The 21,108-nt window shown below is 42.5% G+C and carries 19 protein-coding genes, 4 tRNA genes and 1 pseudogene; 17 read left to right on the top strand and 7 right to left on the bottom strand.

Annotation, left to right across the window (positions count from 1 at the left end; all coding sequences use genetic code 11):
• The 15 genes from FN732_RS08195 to gltA all read left to right on the top strand — a co-directional run.
• Positions 1–252, top strand: a 252-nt coding sequence (locus FN732_RS08195; RefSeq protein WP_142936077.1) for an integrase core domain-containing protein, incomplete at its 5' end; no start/stop codon positions are given.
• A gap of 37 nt (positions 253–289) precedes the next feature.
• Positions 290–366, top strand: a tRNA-Thr gene (locus FN732_RS08190).
• Between the two features lie 5 nt (positions 367–371).
• A tRNA-Tyr gene (locus FN732_RS08185) sits at positions 372–457 on the top strand.
• Between the two features lie 4 nt (positions 458–461).
• Positions 462–538: transfer RNA gene (locus tag FN732_RS08180), tRNA-Met, on the top strand.
• Positions 539–587: 49 nt separating this feature from the next.
• Positions 588–664: transfer RNA gene (locus FN732_RS08175), tRNA-Gly, on the top strand.
• Positions 665–776: 112 nt separating this feature from the next.
• Complete coding sequence (gene leuD / locus FN732_RS08170) at positions 777–1,277, top strand: 3-isopropylmalate dehydratase small subunit (protein WP_142936076.1); 501 nt, start codon at positions 777–779, stop codon at positions 1,275–1,277.
• 9 nt (positions 1,278–1,286) lie between these two features.
• A complete protein-coding gene (gene leuB, locus FN732_RS08165) occupies positions 1,287–2,372 on the top strand; it encodes a 3-isopropylmalate dehydrogenase (RefSeq protein WP_142936075.1) in 1,086 nt (361 codons plus the stop codon).
• 9 nt (positions 2,373–2,381) lie between these two features.
• Positions 2,382–3,398, top strand: a complete 1,017-nt coding sequence (locus FN732_RS08160) for an aspartate-semialdehyde dehydrogenase (protein WP_142936074.1) — start codon at positions 2,382–2,384, stop codon at positions 3,396–3,398.
• Between the two features lie 10 nt (positions 3,399–3,408).
• Positions 3,409–3,771: a roadblock/LC7 domain-containing protein gene (locus FN732_RS08155; protein WP_142936073.1), complete on the top strand. Its 363-nt coding sequence runs from the start codon at positions 3,409–3,411 to the stop codon at positions 3,769–3,771.
• An 11-nt stretch (positions 3,772–3,782) separates the two neighbouring features.
• Entirely contained in the window at positions 3,783–4,475 is a 693-nt protein-coding gene (locus FN732_RS08150; RefSeq protein WP_142936072.1) for a metal-dependent hydrolase, read from the top strand.
• Positions 4,475–5,224, top strand: a complete 750-nt coding sequence (locus FN732_RS08145; RefSeq protein WP_142936071.1) for a patatin-like phospholipase family protein — start codon at positions 4,475–4,477, stop codon at positions 5,222–5,224. The genes FN732_RS08150 and FN732_RS08145 overlap by 1 nt, the downstream gene beginning before the upstream one ends.
• Positions 5,215–5,493, top strand: coding sequence for an acylphosphatase (locus tag FN732_RS08140; protein ID WP_142936070.1), 279 nt, complete (start codon positions 5,215–5,217; stop codon positions 5,491–5,493). Before FN732_RS08145 ends, FN732_RS08140 begins: the two co-directional genes overlap by 10 nt.
• Complete coding sequence (locus tag FN732_RS08135) at positions 5,468–6,487, top strand: LysM peptidoglycan-binding domain-containing protein (RefSeq protein ID WP_142936069.1); 1,020 nt, start codon at positions 5,468–5,470, stop codon at positions 6,485–6,487. The genes FN732_RS08140 and FN732_RS08135 overlap by 26 nt, the downstream gene beginning before the upstream one ends.
• Positions 6,488–6,537: 50 nt before the next feature.
• Entirely contained in the window at positions 6,538–7,383 is an 846-nt protein-coding gene (locus FN732_RS08130; protein WP_142936068.1) for a sulfide/dihydroorotate dehydrogenase-like FAD/NAD-binding protein, read from the top strand.
• Positions 7,384–7,385: 2 nt separating this feature from the next.
• Positions 7,386–8,783, top strand: a complete 1,398-nt coding sequence (gene gltA / locus FN732_RS08125) for an NADPH-dependent glutamate synthase (RefSeq protein ID WP_142936067.1) — start codon at positions 7,386–7,388, stop codon at positions 8,781–8,783.
• Positions 8,784–8,802: 19 nt separating this feature from the next.
• Here the strand turns inward: gltA and ccsB are convergent, their stop codons facing one another.
• The 5 genes from ccsB to FN732_RS08100 all read right to left on the bottom strand — a co-directional run bounded on the left by ccsB (position 8,803) and on the right by FN732_RS08100 (position 15,052).
• Positions 8,803–9,810, bottom strand: coding sequence for a c-type cytochrome biogenesis protein CcsB (gene ccsB / locus FN732_RS08120; protein ID WP_142936066.1), 1,008 nt, complete (start codon positions 9,808–9,810; stop codon positions 8,803–8,805).
• Between the two features lie 2 nt (positions 9,811–9,812).
• Positions 9,813–11,135, bottom strand: a complete 1,323-nt coding sequence (gene resB, locus FN732_RS08115) for a cytochrome c biogenesis protein ResB (RefSeq protein ID WP_142936065.1) — start codon at positions 11,133–11,135, stop codon at positions 9,813–9,815.
• 68 nt (positions 11,136–11,203) lie between these two features.
• A complete protein-coding gene (locus FN732_RS08110; RefSeq protein ID WP_142936064.1) occupies positions 11,204–12,154 on the bottom strand; it encodes an ABC transporter ATP-binding protein in 951 nt (316 codons plus the stop codon).
• Complete coding sequence (locus FN732_RS08105; RefSeq protein ID WP_142936063.1) at positions 12,145–13,869, bottom strand: hypothetical protein; 1,725 nt, start codon at positions 13,867–13,869, stop codon at positions 12,145–12,147. Before FN732_RS08105 ends, FN732_RS08110 begins: the two co-directional genes overlap by 10 nt.
• On the bottom strand, positions 13,859–15,052 hold the full coding sequence (locus tag FN732_RS08100) for an aspartate aminotransferase family protein (protein WP_142936062.1): 1,194 nt from the start codon (positions 15,050–15,052) through the stop codon (positions 13,859–13,861). The genes FN732_RS08105 and FN732_RS08100 overlap by 11 nt, the downstream gene beginning before the upstream one ends.
• A gap of 206 nt (positions 15,053–15,258) precedes the next feature.
• On the opposite strand from FN732_RS08100, the gene FN732_RS08095 reads away from it, so the two are divergent.
• On the top strand, positions 15,259–18,231 hold the full coding sequence (locus FN732_RS08095; RefSeq protein ID WP_142936061.1) for a multiheme c-type cytochrome: 2,973 nt from the start codon (positions 15,259–15,261) through the stop codon (positions 18,229–18,231).
• A 51-nt stretch (positions 18,232–18,282) separates the two neighbouring features.
• On the top strand, positions 18,283–18,615 hold the full coding sequence (locus FN732_RS08090) for a 4Fe-4S dicluster domain-containing protein (RefSeq protein WP_142936060.1): 333 nt from the start codon (positions 18,283–18,285) through the stop codon (positions 18,613–18,615).
• Here FN732_RS08090 and FN732_RS08085 read toward each other — a convergent pair.
• Positions 18,609–20,876 (bottom strand): endonuclease MutS2, encoded by a 2,268-nt coding sequence (locus tag FN732_RS08085; protein ID WP_142936059.1) that lies wholly within the window; start codon positions 20,874–20,876, stop codon positions 18,609–18,611. The two genes, FN732_RS08090 and FN732_RS08085, sit on opposite strands and share 7 nt — an antisense overlap.
• Positions 20,877–20,891: 15 nt before the next feature.
• Positions 20,892–21,108 (bottom strand): annotated as a pseudogene (locus FN732_RS08080) (integrase core domain-containing protein); the annotation flags it as partial.

Genomic DNA, 21,108 nt, shown 5'->3' with positions numbered 1-21,108 from the left:
AGGTCTCCCAAGACCAATGCACATGTTGAAAGGTTCATACAGACGGTGGAGAAGGAACTGTGGATGATAGAAGGGACTGAGCCGACAGTTGATGAAATGAACAGGAAACTATTTAGGTATCTAAGCTTTTACAACTTCGTTAGGCCTCATCAAGGTCTTGGTTATAAGACTCCAGTAGAGAAGTTTGAGGAATATATTAAAAAACTCCAGGGTGTCCACCATGTATTGAACGAGAACAACCTCTTGACATAGCGTTTAATCCTCCTATATTATCCATCGTCCACGATGTGCCGGCTTAGCTCAGCTGGCTAGAGCGGGTGACTTGTAATCACCAGGTCGGGGGTTCGACTCCCTCAGCCGGCACCATACGTGGAGGGGTGGCCGAGTGGTCAAAGGCAGCGGACTGTAAATCCGCCGGCTTACGCCTACGCAGGTTCGAATCCTGCCCCCTCCACCACTGACGCGGGGTAGAGCAGTTCGGTAGCTCGCCGGGCTCATAACCCGGAGGTCGCGGGTTCAAATCCCGCCCCCGCAACCAACTAACTTGACATTGAGAGATTGAAACCTATATTTCTTAGACACAAAGAGCGGGCGTAGCTCAGCTGGCTAGAGCATCAGCCTTCCAAGCTGAGGGTCGCGGGTTCGAATCCCGTCGCCCGCTCCATTTTATTTTCCCGCCAATAATTTCCTTCCAGCTCTAATACTTCATAATAAAGTTGATAAAAATAACAAAGGATTTTACAATTCCAGAAACAAAGTTTTCCGTAGGAGGTAGAATGGAAAAAGTGTTTAAAGGAAGAGCTTTTAAATTTGGAGATGACATCAATACTGATGAAATTATTCCAGCAAGATATCTCAATACATCTGACCCAAAGGAATTAGCAAAGCACGTAATGGAAGATGCAGACCCTGAGTTTCCTCAGAAAGTAAGGGAGGGAGACATAATAGTTGCCGGGAAGAACTTTGGATGCGGTTCTTCAAGGGAACACGCTCCCATTGCAATTAAGGCAGCTGGAGTTTCTGCGGTAATTGCAAAGTCGTTCGCGAGAATTTTCTATAGAAATGCTATTAACATTGGACTTCCCATATTTGAATCACCGGAGGCAGTTGAGGGCATAGAGGAAGGTGATATTGTTGAGATAGACCCATCAACCGGAGTTATCAAAAACGTAACAAAGGGAACAGAGTTTAAGGCAAATCCTATTTCTGAGGATATAAGACAGATAATGCAAGCCGGTGGATTAATGGAGTATGCCAAGAAGAAATTGGGGCTTTAGGAGGGTAAATTGGAAAAGAGAGAGTTTACAATAGCAGTGCTTCCGGGAGATGGGATTGGACCGGAAATAGTTAAACAGGCCGTAAAGGTTATGGATGCCGTTTCAGAGAAATTTGGAATAAAGCTTAACTATAAGTATGCTTTGATTGGTGGAGCAGCTATAGATGAGTTTGGAGTTCCTTTTCCCGATGAAACTAAGGAAGTAATACTTTCTTCAGATGCTGTTCTCTTAGGAGCGGTTGGGGGACCAAAGTGGGACAACCTTCCCTTTGAAATAAGGCCTGAGAGAGCTCTCCTTGGAATGAGAAAACTCTTAAATGCCTTTGCAAATCTAAGGCCGGCAAAACTCTACGATGAACTTTTGGACTCTTCAACGTTAAAGCCCGAAGTGGTAAAGGGCGTTGACATTATGGTTGTTAGGGAACTTACAAGTGGAATCTACTTTGGAATTCCAAGGGGAATTTTTGTTGATGGTGATGAGAGGGTAGGAATAAACACACTAAGGTACTACGAGCATGAAGTGGAGAGAATTGCAAGGGTTGCTTTTGAGGTAGCCCGAAAGAGGAATAAAAGGGTCACAAGTGTGGATAAGGCGAACGTACTTGAGGCAACCGTTCTCTGGAGAGAGGTTGTTGAAAAAGTCCATGAGGAATACCAGGATGTTGAACTTAACCACATGTACGTTGATAATGCAGCTATGCAGATAATCAGATGGCCTAAACAGTTTGATGTTATTGTAACTACAAACATTTTTGGTGATATCCTCTCTGATGCCTGTGCTATGCTTACCGGTTCCCTTGGAATGCTTCCTTCTGCTTCAATAGGCGGAAAGATAGGCCTCTATGAGCCAATCCACGGTTCAGCTCCAGACATTGCAGGCCAGAATATTGCCAACCCAATAGCTACAATTAACTCTGCAGGGATGATGTTTACGTATTCTTTTAACATGCCTGAGGTCGAAGAGGCCATAGATAAAGCCGTCAGGAGCGTTTTAGCAAAGGGATACAGGACTAAGGATATTTACTCGGAAGGGTGTAAGTTGGTTTCAACTGAGGAAATGGGAGATTTGATTGCTGAAGAAATTAGAATCGGATAGGGGAAAGAGATGAGAGAGTATGTAGTGGCAGTCGTAGGTGCAACAGGGGCCGTTGGTCAAGAAATGGTAAAGGTTTTAGAACAGAGGAATTTTCCCGTTAAGAGATTGGTTCCATTAGCTTCGGCTCGTTCAGCTGGACAGAAGGTGAGATTTAAGGGAAAGGAGTGGACCGTAGAGGAGCTTAAACCGGAGAGCTTTGAAGGAGTTGATATAGCCCTCTTTTCAGCTGGAGGTGATAGAAGTAAGGAGTTTGCGCCTGAAGCTGTTAAGAGGGGAGCTGTTGTTATTGATAATAGCTCTGCATTTAGAATGGAACCGGACGTTCCCTTGGTGGTTCCTGAGGTAAACCCGGAGGACGTTGACTGGCACAAGGGGATAATTGCAAATCCTAACTGTTCAACTATTCAAATGGTTGTTGTACTAAAACCCCTCCATGATATTTCAAAAATCAAAAGGGTTGTAGTTTCAACGTACCAGGCAGTTTCTGGAGCTGGAGCTCAAGCTATAGAGGAGTTAAAGGAACAGACAAGAGCGGTTCTCGAGGGAAAACCTGTTCCCCCTCCAAAAAAAATTCCCAAGCAGATTGCCTTTAACTGTGTTCCTCACATAGACAAATTCTTCCCCGACGGATATACGAGGGAAGAACTTAAGATGGTCAATGAGACAAGAAAGATAATGCACGACGATTCAATAAGAGTTTCTCCTACCTGTGTTAGAGTTCCTGTTTTTATAGGGCACTCCGAGTCTGTAAATATTGAGTTTGAAAAACCTATAAGTGTTGAAGAGGCAAAAAGGGCTCTGGAGGGAGCTCCCGGCGTGAAGGTGATGGACGATTTTGAGAACTTAATCTATCCCACTCCAATAGATGTTGCAGGTAAGGATGACGTTTTAGTTGGAAGAATAAGAAAAGATGATACAATAGAGAATGGATTGAATCTCTGGATTGTAGGTGATAACTTGAGAAAGGGAGCAGCCCTTAACGCTGTACAAATTGCAGAGCTTTTAATAGAGAGGGGATTGATTTAAGGGGGAGCAGGTGAGCGAGGAAATTGTTAAAAAACTTGTGGATGAAGTTCCGGAAGTTGAATCGGCAGTCATTATAGATGAGGATGGAATAATTGTTCACAAGTACTCCAAGGATGAAATTACCGTTGACCCAGAGGATATTGCCACTCAGCTTGTTAACCCTGTTAAATCAATAGAGCGCTCCATTCAGGATGCAACTGAAGAAAAGGAGATTAGTGAGGAAATAATAATTTTCTCTAAAAACCTTGTTATTTTTGTTTATAAACTTGTAAACGATACGTACCTCATTGTAATTGCGAAGAACAATCCTCTTTACGGTAGAACAAGGTTTAGACTCAGAACGAAAATTCCACAGATAATTAAGTCTCTTTAAGGAGGGGAGAGGTGGCGAAGCTCTGGTACTTGGGACATTCAGCATTTTACATAGAAGGAAACGGATTGAAGGCTTTGATTGACCCTTTTTTAACAGGAAATCCCTGGAACGTTGCAAAGCCAGAGGATTTTAATGAACTAAACTACATCTTTGTAACCCACGGGCATGGAGACCACTTGGGCGATGCCATTGAGCTATCAAAAAGAACAGGTGCTACAGTTGTAAGTATTTTTGAGGTCTGTCAGTACTGCAGCTTAAAGGGAGTTGAAAACGTACATGCAATGCACATAGGCGGAAGTTTTAAGTTTCCGTTTGGTAGGGTGAAGTTAGTGCCAGCGGCTCACGGTAGCTCCGTAATTGAGGATAACAGTGTAGTTACCCTCGGAACTCCGTGTGGAATGGTCATTGAGGTTGAGGGAAGGAACATCTACCATGCAGGCGATACTGGATTAATCTCTGATATGGAGCTCCTTGGAAGGTACGAGAAAATATTTGCAGCTCTCCTCCCAATTGGTGGAAACTTTACAATGGATGTAAGGGATGCTGCAATTGCCGCAGAGATGGTTAGACCGCAGATTGCTATTCCAATGCACTTTAAAACATGGCCAATAATAGATGCTGAACCTGATGACTTTAAAAAGTTGGCCGAAGCCCGTGGAGTAAACGTTCAAATTCTGAATCCAGGTGACGAGTTAGAGTTTTAATGAAAATAGGTGTAACCCTTTCGGGCGGCTTCGTTAAGGGAGCTGCCCATATAGGTTTTCTAAAGGCCTTGGAGTATAAGGGACTTTCCCCTTCCTACATATCAGGTTCAAGTGCTGGAGCTCTTGTAGGTTTCCTCTATGCTTATGGAATGCCCTTAAAAGAAATGGAAAGGTTGGGAAAGGAAATATCCTGGAGGAAACTTGCAAGGCCGAGTTTAAAGGGAGGGTTCTTTTCCCTTGATGGTTTGTACAATCTCCTAACAGATTTAACGGGAAATCCGGATATAAGTGAGCTCAAGATTCCCTTTGCAGTTACAGTTGTAAACCTCAAAACGTTGAAGCTTGAGGTAAAGACTGAGGGGAGCTCCGCAGATTTCGTTACAGCATCGTGCAGTGCGCCACCGATTTTCTCTCCCTGGAGGCTTGGAAATAACTACTACGTAGATGGAGGACTCAGGAACTGTTTGCCGGCAGAGGTTACAAAGTCTATGGGAGCTGAGATTAACATCTGTTCAAACGTTAACTTTCCATCTCGGGAATTTAACCCCAAATCCCTTTTAGAGGTTACTTACCGTTCCTCCTTGAGTAGCGTCATAGAAAACCAAGAGAGTAGGTTAAAGTACTGCGATATCGTCATTAACCACAAAATAGACTCAAGTCCCTTTGACTTCTCAGAGTTAGAAAAATTAGTAGACTTAGGGTTTAGGACTACTCTAAATCAAATAGGGGAAATTGAAAATTGGCTGTAAGGGCTCTTCACGCACTCGTTTCTGGTAGAGTTCAGGGAGTTGGTTATAGGGCTTTCACAAAGAGAATTGCTAAAAGATTGGGATTAACTGGATTTGTCAGGAACCTTCCAGATGGAAGGGTTGAGGTCTATGCAGAGGGAGATGAGGATAGATTGAGGGAGCTTTTAAATTCCCTTTGGGAAGGTCCATTCTTTGCAAAGGTTGAGAGTATAGAATACTCCTTCACAGAACCAAGAGGAGAATATGAGGATTTTTCTATTATTTATTAGCCTTCTATTTCTTACCTCTCAATCCAATGCTGATGTAATTTACAGGGTAAAGAGAGGTGATACCTTAGGGAAAATTGCCAAAAGGTACAGAGTTTCAGTCTCTGAAATTAAGAGAATAAATGGCATTAGAGGAAACACCATATACGTTGGTCAGAAGTTAAGGATACCAAGAAAAAAAAGAGTCAGGAAAACGGTCAAGTACATAACTTACAGAGTAAAAAGGGGAGACTCTCTCCTCAAGATATCTAAGAAATTCGGAGTTCCAATCTCTAAAATAAAAAGGATTAACAGGCTAAGAAGAAGTACTATATACGTTAGTCAAAAATTGAAAATTCCTGTGAAAGTAAAGAGCCACAACAGTCTGTTAAAGAAGACTTCCAGTAGGAATACAAAGAGTAAAAAGTTCGTTCCTAACGGATTGACGAAGGTTCCAATCTATAAGTACTACAGGGTAAGAAGAGGGGATTCAGTCCTACGTATTGCAAAGAGATTTCACGTTTCACCACGAACAATCATAAGGATAAACAGGCTCAGGAAACCTTACATTTTGAGACCTGGACAGAGACTTAAAATCCTAATAGGTTACAAGGACGTTCTTAAATTAAATAGACCTATCCAGTTTAGATTTCCATTAGACGGAAAGGTGGATACAACAGTCAGAGAGGATGGTTATCCAGGAATTTTTATTCTGAGTAGACCGGGAGCTCCCGTTAAAGCTGCTGAAACAGGAATTGTAAAGTTTGCAGGAAAGGACAGTAAGCTCTTAAAGGCCTATGGAAACCTTGTAATAATTCAACATCCCGACAACTACCAAAGTATTTATGCAAATCTTGATAAAGTTTTTGTTAAGCCCAATCAGATTGTAAAAAGGGGAGAAATCATAGGAACGGCAGGAACTTCAGGGGTTTGGCATAGAAGTGGACTTTACTTTGATATAAACAGAGTCTATAAAAATAGGACTTACCACATTCAACCCCTTGAAGTTTTAAAGTAATTTTTAATAAACTTTAACAGAAAATTAATAAAGTACAATCAGAGGTAGAAATGTTCCAAATACTAAAGAAGAAAGAACTTGCAGAAAATGTAGATGAATTTGTTGTAAGGGCTCCTCTCATTGCAAAAAAGGCAAAGCCAGGACAGTTTGTAATTGTAAGGGTTACGGCAAAGGGGGAGAGAATTCCATTAACGATTGCAGATAAGGACCCAGAGGATGGGACAATAACCCTTATGGTCCAGAGGGTTGGTAAGAGCACCTTTCACATGTCCTGCTTTGATGAAGGGAACTCCTTGAGGGACGTTGTTGGTCCTCTTGGAAGGCCTACAGAGATAAAAAAATGGGGACATGTAGTCGCAGTAGGAGGAGGTTTAGGGTTAGCTCCTATCCACCACATAGCTTTAGGTGTAAAGGAAGCTGGGAACAGACTAACAACGATAATGGGATTTAGAAGGAAGGACTTAATCTTCTGGGAAGACAAGATGAGCGTGGTTTCTGACAGGGTTATTGTAACTACGAACGATGGCTCTTACGGAATGAAGGGACTTGTAACTGATGCTCTCCTGAACCTCATAGAGAAGGAAGAAAAGATAGACAGAGTGATATGTGCTGGTCCTGTTCCAATGATGAAGGCTGTAGCTGAACTGACTAAGGATTACGGAATACCTACAATTGCTTCACTTAATCCCATAATGGTCGACGGAACCGGTATGTGTGGAGCCTGTAGGGTAACTGTTGGGGGAGAGGTCAAGTTTGCCTGTGTTGACGGTCCCGAGTTTGATGCTCACCAGATCGATTTCGATGAACTTATGAACCGATTGAGGATGTTTAAGGATAAGGAAGAGTTGGCAATGAGGGAATTTCAGAGAAAACACTGTGGTTGTCGCGGGAGTTAGAAATGGCAAAGAGGGAAATAATAAAAGAAAGGGTTCCAGTACCAGAAAGAGACCCTAAAGAAAGGATAAGGGATTTTAGGGAAGTTAAATTGGGATACACTCCTCAACTTGCAATGGAGGAAGCAAAGAGATGTCTTCAGTGTCCACACTCACCCTGTGTAAAGGCATGCCCTGTAAATGTTCCTATCCCTCAGTTTATTAAGCTGATTGAGGAAGGAAAGTTTGTTGAAGCTGCAAGAAAAATAAAGGAGGAAAATATTCTACCTTCGGTTTGTGGAAGGGTCTGTCCACAGGAAATTCAGTGTGAAGGAGCATGCGTTGTAGGAAAGGTAGGGACTCCTGTTGCCATAGGGGCCCTTGAAGCATTTGCAGGAGACCATGAAGCCTCGATAGGTTATGAAAAAATTGAAATTAAGAAGAAAACGGGAAAGAGAGTTGCTGTAGTGGGCTCTGGACCTGCAGGAATAGCCTGTGCTGCAGACCTAATAAAAATGGGATACGAAGTCACGATTTTTGAGGCCCTTCACCAGCCTGGAGGAGTTTTAGTCTACGGAATTCCTGAGTTCAGGCTTCCCAACGAGATAGTTGAGAGGGAATTAAGGTTCCTTCAGGACATGGGAGTAAAGATAGAGTTGAACTTTATTGTCGGAAAGACGAAAACGATTTACGAACTTTTAGAGGAGTTTGATGCTGTATTTATAGGCAGTGGAGCTGGACTACCCTACATGCTGAACATAGAGGGGCTTAACCTTAACGGCGTTTACTCTGCAAACGAGTTTCTGACGAGGGTTATTTTTATGCAAGGTTACAAGTTTCCAGAAGTTGATACGCCGGTATATACGGGGAAGAGATTGGCGGTAATAGGGGGTGGAAATACCGCAATGGACGTTGCAAGGACTGCAAAAAGGCTGAAGGATGTTGAAGAGGTTTTTGTAATATACAGAAGGTCAAAGGAGGAAATGCCAGCAAGGATTGAAGAAGTAAAACATGCTGAGGAAGAGGGAGTTGTATTCAAGACATTAACAAATCCTGTAAGGTTCGTTGGAGAGAACGGTTGGATAAAGGGAATTGAGTGTGTGAAGATGAAGCTCGGAGAACCTGACGAGTCTGGAAGAAGAAGGCCTATTCCCGTTGAGGGTTCAGAGTTCATTATTGAAGTTGACTCAGTTGTTATGGCCATAGGGCAAGGACCAAATCCTGTCGTTGTTGACGGTGTTAAAGAGATAAAGAGAGGAAAGAAAGGAGAGGTCCTTGTTGACCCTGAAACTCTGATGACAGACTTACCGGGAGTATTTGCGGGAGGGGATGTTATAAGGGGAGGTTCGACTGTAATCGTTGCCATGGGGGACGGTAGAAGAGCAGCAAAGGGAATAGATAGATATCTAAAAGAGAAGAATTAAGGGGACTTTTTAAGTCCCCCTACTGAGCATAACTGTGAAGGCCAGGAATTATTAAGTTTACCCCATAGTATGTGAATATAACACTCAGAAATCCTAAAATTGTAAAGTATGCAAGTGGTTTACCCCTCAACCCCTTAATGTAGCGGGCGTGGAGGTAGGTAGCGTATACAAGCCAAGTGATTAGAGACCAAGTTTCCTTTGGGTCCCAGGACCAGTAACCTCCCCATGCATACTTAGCCCAAACTGCTCCAAGGATAATTCCGATTGTTAGAAAAACGAAACCAACAGCAACAGATTGGTACATTATCTGTTCTAAGGCTTCTATTGAGGGAAGTATGTTTACTATACCCGTTCTCTTTATCAGATAGAGAAAACCGCAGAACAGTAAAGCTACAACGGCAGAGATTCCTAAATAGAGAGGGAATTTTTCCCGGAATGCCGAGTAGATAATGAAGAAGAAGATGAACCAGGTTGTTAAGAATATGACAGCCCAGTCAAATTTTGTGGTATCGTTCCTCTTAGAGAAGTAAGCATAAGCAACACCTGCACTAACGGCAGCAGCAGCGTAACCTATAAACGTTGTTACTACGTGGAAAAGGAGCCAGTTGCTCTGAAGAGCTGGAACTAAAGGTTGAGCCTCTTCACTGAAACCTAAAATCTGGGTTGAGAGCTCCCCTATCAGCGCCAGAGGAACAACAAACATCCCAAATGCCTTGTTCTTGTACTTCCACTCAAATATTAGGTAGAGCAGAACAGCGGACCACCCAAAGAGCATTAAGGACTCGTACATATTTGTGAAGGGAGCATACTTGTAAAATGCTGTCCAGTCGGAAACCATATTGACGTGAGCCTTCTCTATTCCTCTGACAATAAAACCTGCCCCCTGAACAAGGACTCCCAACCAGGCAAAACTTGTGGCCAACTTTGACGACCAGTTTGTTTTGGAGAAAGCGTAAATTGTGTAAAAGAGGAATGCCAAGAAGTAAGCGACCATTCCTGCGTTAAAGAGAGTTACTGAAGAAACCATTTCTAATCCTCCTTAGGGGTATTTTCACAGTATAAAGACTTCAGCACCCCTAAGACCTCCTCAATTTCCGTAGCCAATCCCTCACTCCCTTTGTTAGCAAGTCCTCCAATAATGAGCCTTGCCCTATTTTCCTCCTTTTTCTCTATCCTTGCCCAGACTCTCCTGTGGGGAATAAAGAAGGCAACTATGAGTCCCAAAATCAAAATAGTACTACCGGTCCAAACAATCCAAGTTCCCGGGTCCTTTGAAACTTGAAGCCCCGTGTAAAATACAGGTTTGAAGTCAACCATTGCCACAGACTTATCCGTCCCCGGAATTTTGTACAGGACAAAGGGTTTTATGACTCCAGGTTGAACTTTTCCATTCCTTATGAACTCTATTCCTATTGTCATCGTATTTCCATCTATGCTTATTATTCTCAAGTAAGTATTCTCTCCCAACTTTACAGGCTGGCCAAAGGCAACACCAATAATCCTTTGGCCTGATTTAGAGACAATTTTTAAAAAAGCTTCCCCCTGTCCATAGCTGGCTTGGTAGAAATAAATTCCTTCATACTTTAGCGGGTCGTTAACTTTAATGGTTTTTCTTAGTACTTCCTTTCCGTTCTCTATGATTGATAGGTCCGAAATGTAAGCCTTTGGCATTCCAGAAGGGTAGAAATCAATTTTAAAATTGTTGCACCTTACGTAAAAGGGAAGTTCGATGATTTTTGGCCCGGAGAAGAAGCTAACAAGATTACTTTTCGTCCCTTCAGCGAGGTTCATATAACCTCTGAATCCAAACAAGGCCGTCGTTAAGCCACCTATAAGGACTATAAGAACACCAAGGTGAACAATGTAAACACCAAACCGAGAAAATACGTTTTTATCTGCAAAAATGTGAACCTCTCTATCATTTTCGAGGGAAACTTCTGCTTTGTATCTGTAGCTTTTTAAAACTTCTATCAGCTTTTCTTTTAGTTCCGAAATATTTGCATTTAACGTTATAGTGTTTGAGATTTTTAGTCCTTTCTCATAGCCAGGAGGAAGGGTTTTTCGCGGCTTCATAGCTACTTTCCAGATTTTAGGAAGCCGCTTGATTGAACAAACTATTAAGTTAACTGCTAAAAGCGTCAGAAGTGTTATGTACCACCAAGAGTGATAGACATCGGTGAATCCCAAAAACTTTAGAATTTTGTATGTAGTTTCTCCGTACTCCCTGAGGTACTTCTCAGGGTCCTGCTGTTGCTCAATTATCGTTCCAACTATGGAAGTAACAGCAAGGGTTAGCAGAAGGAAAATGGCTAACTTTACAGAGCTGAAAAAGTCGTAGAGCTTCTTAAACATTGTGGCTCCTTAGCTGTCTGTGTTCTTTTAGGATATGGGACTATTAAACCATAAGGTTTAACCTTAAGTCAAGTTAGAGGAAAGAAACAACGAACTTTCCTATCTTTAAAAGTCTTAAGTGGTGGAACTCGCTCAATGCACACTTTTCTTTTAAATTTACACCTTGGATGGAAGGGACAACCGGATGGGCGGTTTCTCGGTTCGGGAACGTTTCCGGGAATTGTTTGGAGCTCTCCCTTTACCTTCACACTTTCTATACTTGGAGAGCACTTTATGAGTCCATCAGTGTAAGGATGGAGGGGATTTTTAAATACGTCCTTTGTCCTTCCCTCCTCAACTGTAAATCCCGAATAGACTACGAAGACTCTCTCTGAAAACTCCTCTACAACTCCCATGTCGTGTGTAATAAGAACAGTGCCTATTTTCTCCTTTTTAGAGAGCTCCCCCAAAAGGCTGAGTATCTCCCTCTGAACTGTAACATCAAGTGCAGTTGTAGGCTCATCTGCTATCAGGAACTTTGGATTACAGGCAAGAGCCATTGCGATTGCCACCCTCTGTTTTAATCCTCCCGAAAGGTGATGAGGATAGGCATTTATCCTCTCTTCAGCCATTGGTATTTTTACCAGTCTGAATAGCTCTAAAACCCTATTCTTGAGCTCCTCTTTGCTTCCTCTGAAGCCGTGATAAACCAGAGCTTCTTCAACCTGCTCTCCAACGGTCATTAGGGGATTTAAAGATGATGATGGGTCCTGAAAGACTATCGAAACTTCCTTCCAGCGGAAATTACGGAGCTCCTCCCCTTTCAACTTTAAAACGTCCCTTTTCCCAGAATTTACAGTACCACTTACTCTGAAGTTTTGAGGAAGGAGCTTTAGAACAGAAAGTGCTGCAAGGGATTTTCCACTTCCACTTTCACCAACAAGAGCTACTCTCTCTCCTCTTCTGCACTCAAAGCTTATATCCTCTATAAGCTTTATTCCCTCTACTTCAACAGAAAGGTTTGAGACCCTTAGAGACATTTGATTTCTACCCAGTAGGAGTTCTCACTGAACACGTCAGGTTCGAAGTAGAGCTCCCTGCAGGTCACTCTTTTTCCCTGTCTCTCCTTAGCCAATATGTAGTGGGATATAGTCTTTGGAAGAGTTCCCAAAAACTTACCATCTCCAGTCTGTAAAACATAGGTTGAGAAGGACTTAGGATTTAAGGGTTCTCCCTTTAAAAAAATAGAGAGTTTTCCTCTTATTACCCTTTCCCAGTTTGGCCTGTAAATTCTCTTTGTTAAAACGGGGGTGTAGTACGTATCTAAATTAGAGAGTAAATGGTGGTAGTTTTCATAACCTTTTAGCTTAATGAGAAAGTCTAAAGGCTCCCTTAATGAAGTTTCCTTGACTGAGAAAATTGCTACTAAGGGCCAGAGTTTACCTTTCTCAATTGCACTGAAAATTTCCCTTGATTTGGCTTTAAATAGGTTTGAGTTTTTCCTCCACAGACTGCCCAGTTTTGCCTTTAGAAGTTCTAAATTTTCGAGGTTGAACTCGAAATTTTCAATTAGTTTAATCAATTCAAGAAACTCCGTTTTTATTCTTTTTCTATAAAGCAGTCTACTTAAAAGCCATCTCCTGTTAATTTTTTCATTTATTCTATCTGCCATCTCCCTATCAATGTACCAGCTCAGGTATATGCTTCCCCTGTTGAGCTTCTCATCAATGGAAGAATCAATCTGGGGAGTGAAGAAATCCTTCTTAAATACATCCTTTGCCAATTCTACAATTGAACTTTGAATCAAGTGATTTACTTTCTTTAAGTTTTCTTTAATCTTTTCCAATCTGACAATGAACTCCACCCTCAAATCTGCACCGTTTAGCTCCTCTGTAACCTTTGGAACTATTAAAACTCCCTTTCTCTCTGTTATCTCAACGTTCGAATAGGCCAAGTAGGTTGGAAATCTGTACTCAATACTCTGCGATACGTACTCTAAAACAGAAGTTACTGCTGATGAAAGGTGGGGGTCTCTTATCTGAAACAGCTTTTCAACGGTAATTTTTTCCCCTTTACCTCCCTTTCCTTTAAGGGAGGGTTTTACAAGGTTTCCCTTTTTAAACTTTTCCCATAGGGAAAGCTCAGCATCTGAGTCAATGAGGTTTAAATTTACAACCTCTTCATCCCTCAAGTACTTTCTTGCAGAATCCCTGATTCTCTTAGCCCTGAGGAAGTTCGAGAGTTCCTTCCTTGAAAGCTCCCAGAGCCTCTCAGAAACGGCCGTGACCTCACCTTCGGTAGGCCAAAAGAAGTTTTCCCTTGCTTCCCTTATAAACTGGTATGAAAAGAGTCTTTCCACTTTTCCCTTTATAAGCTGAAAATCAACCCCCCTGAAGTTTCTTTCAGATAGAATTAGGAGAGAAGGAGAGTTGGGAGCTATTTTCCGAAAGAGTGATGTCTTTTCTGATATGTACTTTTCCGAAACAAACTCAAAGGGAAGGGCAGAGAAAACCAAAAGGAGCTTGTCAGTTTTTTTTATAAAGTTTTCTGTTTTTAATGGAGTTGCTGTTCTGTCTGAGATGTACATTGCAAAGGGAAGGGAAAATACATCTCCGGGATATACACCATCAAGGTCTATTGAAAGTTTCTTTAACCTTTCAACAAAGAAATCCAGTGCATCTACAATTGTTTCCTGTTTGACATTACTGCACTTAAAGAAAAGGGAGGACCTATAGTCCAACTCCTTAACTTTCATCTTCCTTCAGCACCTCTCTGAGAATTTCCATTCCGTAATCTATTTCCTCCTCAGTAATTACAAGAGGAGGAACAAGCCTCAAAACATTTCCAGCAGTACAGTTAATAATAAGTCCCTTTTCAAGTGCTGACATGACTATTTGACCACAGTTTTTTGATAGGAGAACTCCCACCATTAATCCAAGTCCTCTTACCTCCAAAATAAGGTTTGGGAATTCCTCCTTAATTTCGGAAAGCCTCTTCCTCAGGTAACTTCCCTTCTCTCTTACTCTATCTAAAAATCCTGGCTCTGTCACTGTCTTTATAACCTCAACACCAGCCCTTGTTGCTAAGAAGTTCCCCCCAAATGTTGATGCGTGAAGTCCGGGCTTCAAAACCTCTGATGCTTTCCCTTTTGTAACAATAGCCCCAATTGGAACACCGTTTCCGAGGGCTTTTGCAAGTGTCATAATATCCGGCTCAACTCCGTAGTTTTGGTAGGCGAAAAGGCTTCCCGTCCTTCCAATTCCCGTTTGAACCTCATCAAATATCAAGAGGGCATCGTATCTGTTCGAAATTTCCCTCAGTCCCTCTAAGAATTCTTTTTCTGCTGGAACAACTCCTCCCTCTCCCTGAACCGGTTCAACTATTATTCCGGCGGTCCTTTCAGAAACTACTTTTTCAACTGATGAAAGGTTGTTGAACTCTGCAAACTTAACGCCGGGAATCATAGGGCCAAATCCCTGACTGTACTTTCCCTGTCCTGTAACTGTTACAGCTGCCATTGTTCTTCCGTGAAAGGAGTTTTTAAAGGCTACTATTTCGTACTTTTCAGGATTCTTTTCTGTCCCGTACCTCCTTGCAAGTTTGAGAGCTCCTTCGTTTGCTTCCGCCCCGGAGTTACAGAAGAAAACCTTATCTCCAAAGGAGTTTTTACAGAGGAGCTCTGCAAGCTCTGCCTGAGGTTTTATGTGGAAGAGGTTGGAGGTGTGAATAAGGGTTTTTGCCTGTTCACAGATTGCCTCGGAAACTTTAGGATGACAGTGCCCTAAGTTGCAAACTGCAATGCCTGCCAGCATATCGAGGTACTTTCTTCCACTTTCATCGTAGAGCCAACACCCTTTACCTCTTACAAAAGAGACGGGAAATCTATTGTAGGTTTTCATTACAAACTTTTCTGTCTTTATAACAGTTTCCTTTTCCATCTTTAACTCCTTCTATTTTGATTGAAACATTTTAAGACTTTTAATCAAAATTGTCTTCAGTTGTCTATGAGAATTAAAAACGATTAGTTTTTGTCTATTAAGCAAATATTGAATTATAAATATTTTTTTATTAAATTAGTAACTATATTGACTTTTCTAAATTTGATTAATATAAATTAAGTTGATAACCAGAAAAGGAGGGGAAAATGAGGCAGAACCTGAAACTTTTAGTGATGATGTCTTTATTGTCCTACCTACCTGCCTACGGTCATCCAACAGTCGATTTAAAGGACGTTTTGGGTAACAAAATCCTGTCCGACAATGGAACTGTCCAGTCAAATCTACCGGTGAGCTACGAAAAGTCCTGTGGAGGGTGTCACGACCTGAACTTCATCAACGAGGGATGGCACACCCAACAAGGAAGGCTCTCAACACTAACATCGGACGTTTACAAACTCTACTACAGTAAGTACGGGGATACTCAATTTACAAACGGCTTACCTGCGGACCAAACGAAGCTGTGGCTTAAGTGGTTTGGTCCCAAAAACGTCTACGGTCCCGGGGGAATGTACAACAGGAGAAGTGTTCCACACATGTTCCACATCGCTCCGTATAAAACAACAGACCCTTTAGACGTTGACTTTACGACTGCTGACTGGAATAACGGAAAGTGCTCCATCTGTCACCCCGGTGGTGGATATGGACTTAAGGACCAGATGGACAATAGACTCGACAAGATGGACATTAACGAAGTTAAGAGTGCTCTTCAAAGTGGCATTTACTATGGTGACTACCTCGTTAACCTAACAAATGGAACACTTGGAGTTTGGGATTACCATGCAAAAGCAGGAGATAAGGTTGTTCCTAACGAGAGGGACAACGACTGTCTCATGTGTCACGCATATTCCTATGATTTGGGAAATGTAAGATTAACTACTTGGAAAAAGAAACATCCTGGCTGGGCTGATACAGTTGGAGCAAGGTTAGGTAAAATAAATAATGACTGGACTGTATCATACAATGCAACAGCTGTTCAAAACTTCCATAAACTCATAGGTTCAAGTTCCAACGAATCCTGCGCTCGCTGTCACGCTGGTGTAATGGATATTAATGGAGATGGAAAAATAACTCCATTTGATAACATAGGCCTCTTTGGGGACCTCTACATACTTACATCTCCAGGATTTTTCAAAAGAGCACAGGAGATAGGAGATGTAGCGGAAATTGGAGATGATGGTCTTCCACACAAAGTAATAGATAAGGATAAAAGACCGGAATTCTACAATCCAGATAATGGAACTTGGGAAAAAGTCCCTTGTTTAGATGTCCACGCAGAGGCTGGAATGAAATGTGCAGACTGTCACCAGCCCGTTCCCCACGACTACATTGGAGAGGGGTACTATCCCTCAACGTCTGCTTTGATACCCTCCCACGACCTTGCAAAAGGAACAGATGGATTCAACGTTCGTTCAGACCTATCTGGAACTGTTACGTGTAAACAGTGTCACACAAACTACCTTGCTGACCACGCAGGAGTATTTGGGCCTGGAGATGCTGAAAAGAAACACTTAGATAAGATTCACTGTACAGTATGTCACATTCCCCAGAAATTTAACGGCGTTATCCAAACACTCATAAGGACAACAGAGGAGGGAAAGGGACACCTATTCTGGAACTTTGATGAAGAACACGATGCAACAATTCCATTCTATCCAGACTACGTCTGGTTCCCTCACATTCCTGGAAAGGGTCAGCCTCCTAAGCTCATGATTAAGCCTGCAAATGCCATTGCAGAACTTTACTGGAGACTCTCTGACGGAAGGACAATTCCCAATAGGATTCTTCACATGGTCTTTAAAGTAGACCCCAAAACGTTCGATTTAACAGATGAAAATAGACCTGAAGCCGAGTTTGGACTTATCTACTTTAAAGACGGCAAACCCTACATTCCTGCTAAGGCTTTGAACAATAAATATGCAGTTCCCGGCGGAATGGTATTCTGGGCTTACGTAGGAAAGTACGGTGATGATGTTGAAGTTCCACCCGAAGTTAAGGCACTGTTGCCCCAAGATGGAAGCCTGAAAATAGTTGGAAGGTTTGTAAACGGAGTTCCTCAGTTTGACGATTCCAATGCCACAACTGGATGGGTTGTTAAGTCCGTTCTACCTAACCAAATAGTCGACCCGTTAACAGGTGAAACGAAGCAAATAGTTAAGGACGAGTGGGCTGAGGCTCCGTTTGTAGACAATAAAGATGAAATATCCTTTGCAGCAAAGGCACTAAAGGATGCTATTGAGAAAGAGTATCCTGGCTACTTTGAAAACCACCCAGACCTTACCGTTCAGTACGTTTACCATTTAGGTATATACGATGGTTCATACATAATGAGCCATAACGTTGCACCTGTAAGTACGAATCCTCAGCGTACAGGTGGAGATGCAGCCTATGCTAACGACCCGATGCACGTTCTTCAGTGTGAGGACTGCCACAGTCCTGACGGTAAGTTCAACAGACCAATTAAAAAGTATGCACACATCGATACAGTCCCCGGTGTAACGGTCTTTGAAGTTCCAAAGGCCGCAATTGAGGGATACGAGGGTAACTTTACTGAACAGGACTTAAGGGAGCTTACTCTTGCATACTTTGCACCGACAGACGTTCAAGTTAAATCCTACGATGGAAACGCCATCGTCAAGGCCGTCTGGTCCAAGGAGGCTGCAGGTATTAATCCATTGACTGGAACCTCAGATAACGTTAATACGTCATTCGTTCCAAGCAGCTATGAGGTTGAACAGGCATTTGTAGTTAACCTTACTGGTTCTGAAAGTACGTTAGAAATTATCCCATCTGTAGGTTCTCCGTCAGACTACAAGGTATTTACAAATCCATCTGGAGCTCTCAAGGATGTAAAGGTAAAAGGAGACAAACTCGTTGTTACCCTACAGCAGGCTTCAAGGGCAGATTCAAATGACGTAACTGTTGCTCTGGCTAAACCAACTGAACAACCAGCTCCAGAGACAACTACTGGTGCAACAGGGTCTTCAACGAATGCCACATCAGCCGGAGGTGGAGGGAACGGTGGATGTTCACTCTCCCCTTCAGCAGGCATTGGAGGAGCTCTCTCCTACCTGTTAGGACTTCTCCCACTTGCAGCCCTTCGCAGAAGGAAAAGAGAGTAACTTATCTGCCCGGCTCCGCCGGGCTTTACCATTTGTTTTACGGAGGAATAGATGTTTCAGTTACCGGAAAAATTTGCCTATTGGTGGGGAATACCGAGGGAAGAGATTGATTGGTACCCCAAAATTGATGAAAGTAAGTGCGTAGGATGCGGAATGTGTTTTTTAAGCTGCGGAAGGAAGGTCTTTGACTACGATTTTGAAAGGAGAAAGTCTGTTGTTGCAAGACCTCTTCAGTGTATGGTTGGATGTACTTCGTGTGAGGTTTGGTGTGTTTTCAACGCCATTTCGTTCCCTGACAGGAACTATGTTAAAGAGCTAATCAAGAAAAAAGGGATTCTAAAGAAGGTAAAAGAGAAGTTGGAAGAGTTACGAGAGAATCAATAGAGCTCCACAATCGTTACTCCGTCTCCTCCCTCCTCAGGTTTTCCTCCTCTAAACCTCTTTACGTAAGGGAACTCTTTTAGGTAATCCCTGATTAACCTCTTTAAAATCCCCTCGCCGTAACCGTGAACAATCTTTACCTCTTTAACACCTACGAGGTTTGCATCGTCCAAAAACTTTTCAACAGCCCTTAATGCCTCATCTCCTCTCATTCCCAACACTTTGAGTTCTGGAAAGAACCTAACAGGCCTCTGAACATTGACACTTACCCTTTCCTTTCTCTCCTCGACCTCATCAACAGGCTCAATTTGAGAGAGTTTCACTTCAACTTTTAACCCGCCAATCTGAACAAGGGCGGTTTTCCTTCCGGTATCTATCGATACAACCTTTCCTTTCCTTCCGCTCTTTAGTAATTTAACCGTGTCCCCAACCTTTGCTTCCCTTTTTGGCTTTATCTCACTGAGAACGTTGGCCCTATTTCGTACGCTTACAACGACCTTTTTAAACTTCTGTCTTGCCCTCTCTGACTCCTTCTCCCTTAAAGCCTCCTCTGTTCTCCTCTCAAGCTCCTCAATGTACGTAGAGAGCTCCTCCTTCAGTCTTTCCCTTAACTCCCTTTCCTTTCTAAAGAACTCCTCCTTCTTCTCCTCCAATTCCCTCTTTAACCTCTCAACCTCCTTTCTTTCCTCCTCTAACCTCTTGTACTCCTCCTCAAGGGCTTTAAGAATATCATCGGCTAACCTATCCTCGCTCGTCAGAAGCCCCTGTGCAATCTCTATTACCTCATCTGGAATTCCGTACCTTTTAGCAATTATCAGGGCATAACTCCTGCCTACTATTCCATAGGCAAGCTTGTAGAGCGGTTTTAGCGTTTCTTCATCAAACAGGACTGTAGCAACGTCGTAGTAGTCGTCCCTGTATGCAAATAGCTTAACCGGAGTAAAGTGGGTTGTAGCAACCGTTTTTACTTCCTTTCTCTTTAAATAGGAGAGAATTGCAATGGCCAACGTTGAACCTTCAATCGGGTCTGTACCTGCTCCGAGTTCATCAAGGAGGACTAATGAGTTCTCATCTGCGCCCCTTAAAATCTCCGAAATGTTCCTTATGTGCCCGCTGAAGGTTGAAAGGGACTGTTCGATGCTCTGTTCGTCCCCTATATCTGCAAACCAGTTTTTAAATAACCTTACAGAGCTCCCTTCGGCTACGGGGATGAGAAATCCCGTTTGAACCATTAGAGATAGAAGGCCTATTGTTTTCAGGGTTACAGTCTTCCCACCAGTGTTAGGACCAGTTATGACGAGTCCCTTCCTGAGATTGATATCTACGGGAACTACCTCCTTTCCTGAAAGGAGGAGAAGAGGATGTTTAGCATCCCTTAGATTCAGAAAGCTTCCAATCTCAGGCTTTGTTCCCTTTAATTTTAAGCTCATATAGGAAACTGCATAACGTTTGTCTACTTCAATCAGTATCCTGAAGTTATTGGAAATTTCCTCCCGGTACTCTGAGGCCAGTGAGGAGAGTTCCTTCAAAATTCTCTTTATCTCTTCCTTTTCCTCACTCCTAAGTTCTCTCAACTTGTTGTTATCAGAGACAACAGAGAGTGGCTCTACGTAAAGTGTATGGCCCGACGATGACCTATCGTGAACTATTCCCTGAAATCTCTTTTTAAAGTGGGGCTTTACAAGGATGACGTATCTACCCTCCCTCTCAGTAACTATCCTGTCTGGGCATAAGTCCTCGTTTCTGTTTACTATTGACTGGAGCTTCTCTTTTATCCTCTCGGAGGTTACGAGTATTGAACGCCTGATAGACCTCAGCTTGGGAGAAGCTGAATCAAGAATTTCCCCCATTTCATCAATTGTTCTGTTCAGCCTCTCGCGGAGCTCCTTCAAATCCCGTAGATTTTCTCCTATCCACTTTATTCTCTCGTACCTTTCTTCAAGGGAGGTAAAGAAATTTTTTAAAACGGTAGATTGGTTTAATACCTTTAAGAGGTTTAGGAATTCTTCCGAAGATAGGAGAACTCCAGGAACCTTCAACTTTTCAACAACATTTGAAATGTCCGGGAAAGTTTCTAAGGGAACATTCCTTTCAGAAAGAAGTTTAACGAACGTATCAGTTATGGAGATCTCCCTTTCAACCTCATGAGGGTCCGTTTTAGGTCTTAACTCAAGGACTGCCCTTTTACCTCTTTCACTCTTAGCAAACGTTTGAGTCTCGAAGAGAAATTTGTCGAACTCTAAAGTCCTTAATACCTTTTCCATTTAGCTCCAGATAGTTTAAGGGTTAGTTTTTGGGAAAAATAAGTGCGACTTCTCAAAAGTCAAGAAATTGTTCTCGTTCAATACATGGTGGACACCCTGGTGTTTTTTAATATATTCCTCAAACTTCTCTACTGGAGTCTTATAACCAAGACCTTGATGAGGCCTAACGAAGTTGTAAAAGTTCAGATACCTAAATAACTTCCTGTTCATTTCATCAACTTTCGGCTCAGTC

Source organism: Balnearium lithotrophicum, assembly GCF_900182585.1.
In the GTDB taxonomy this organism is placed as follows: Bacteria; Aquificota; Aquificia; order Desulfurobacteriales; family Desulfurobacteriaceae; genus Balnearium; species Balnearium lithotrophicum.
The sequence above is the reverse complement of the archived record's forward strand: the minus strand, read 5'-3'. Positions and strand labels throughout refer to the sequence as shown.